Consider the following 812-nt stretch of genomic DNA (forward strand, 5'->3'; position numbering starts at 1 on the left):
CCAGGGTCTGGAAATAGCGAGCCTGAAAGTCGAAGGTTTCAACTCCACCGGTTGAGGTTTTCAACAGCAGATTTTGACCAATGGTCATTGGCGTACCGTTATACAGAATCTGGGCTCCCACGCCCTTGGCGACATCGGCATTGCCTGCGCCACTGAGGGCCAATACGCTGGTATTCGCCGTATCGGTATTCTGGGTGCCTGACATCGAGACGTTAACATTGGTGCCGGCATTGCAATTCAGACCCAGGTTGAAGCTCTTGGTCCCTAGCGTGCTGCCCACGCCGGTAAATAACCCGGCCTGCACGTTTCCCAGCGGTACTGAGATACTGGGCGTGCTCAAAGTACAGGCCAATACGGTAATCGTCATGGCGCTGACATTGATCGGCACTTCGGTGGCCCATCCACCGCCGTCGGCAGCGCTGCTGCCGAGAATGAATGATCCGACCCTGCCGGAGAACACCCCTGAGCTCAGGGGGCCGGTTTTATACAGTTTTATCCTGGCCGAGCCACTGCCGGAGCTTAAATTCCCATTTATTACCGCTCGCATAGCTAACTGATTAGGGTTGCCGTCCAGAGGTGTGGAGGAACTCGATGGTAACCAATAGGTTGACCCAGTATCCAGCGACCCACCCAGCATAAAACCGAGGCCGGAATAGCTGCTCGTATAAATATTACTGCTGCCCGACCAGAGAGTACTGGTGGTCTTGAAACCAAAGTTCTGCCAGACATTGTAATAAATGGGCGTGCTGGGGCAGGTATAAATCACCTGCATCGGCGATGTCAGGACCACATCGCTCAGCGGATCGCCAACT

General features: G+C 54.4%; 1 protein-coding gene. It reads right to left on the bottom strand.

Going from position 1 to position 812, the window contains the following annotated elements:
• Nucleotides 1-812 (bottom strand): fimbrial protein (locus tag AC2A1E_RS24210; RefSeq protein ID WP_484385875.1); only part of this gene is annotated, 812 nt, incomplete at both ends.

The organism is Serratia sp. HNCC26DJ206 (assembly GCF_057180605.1).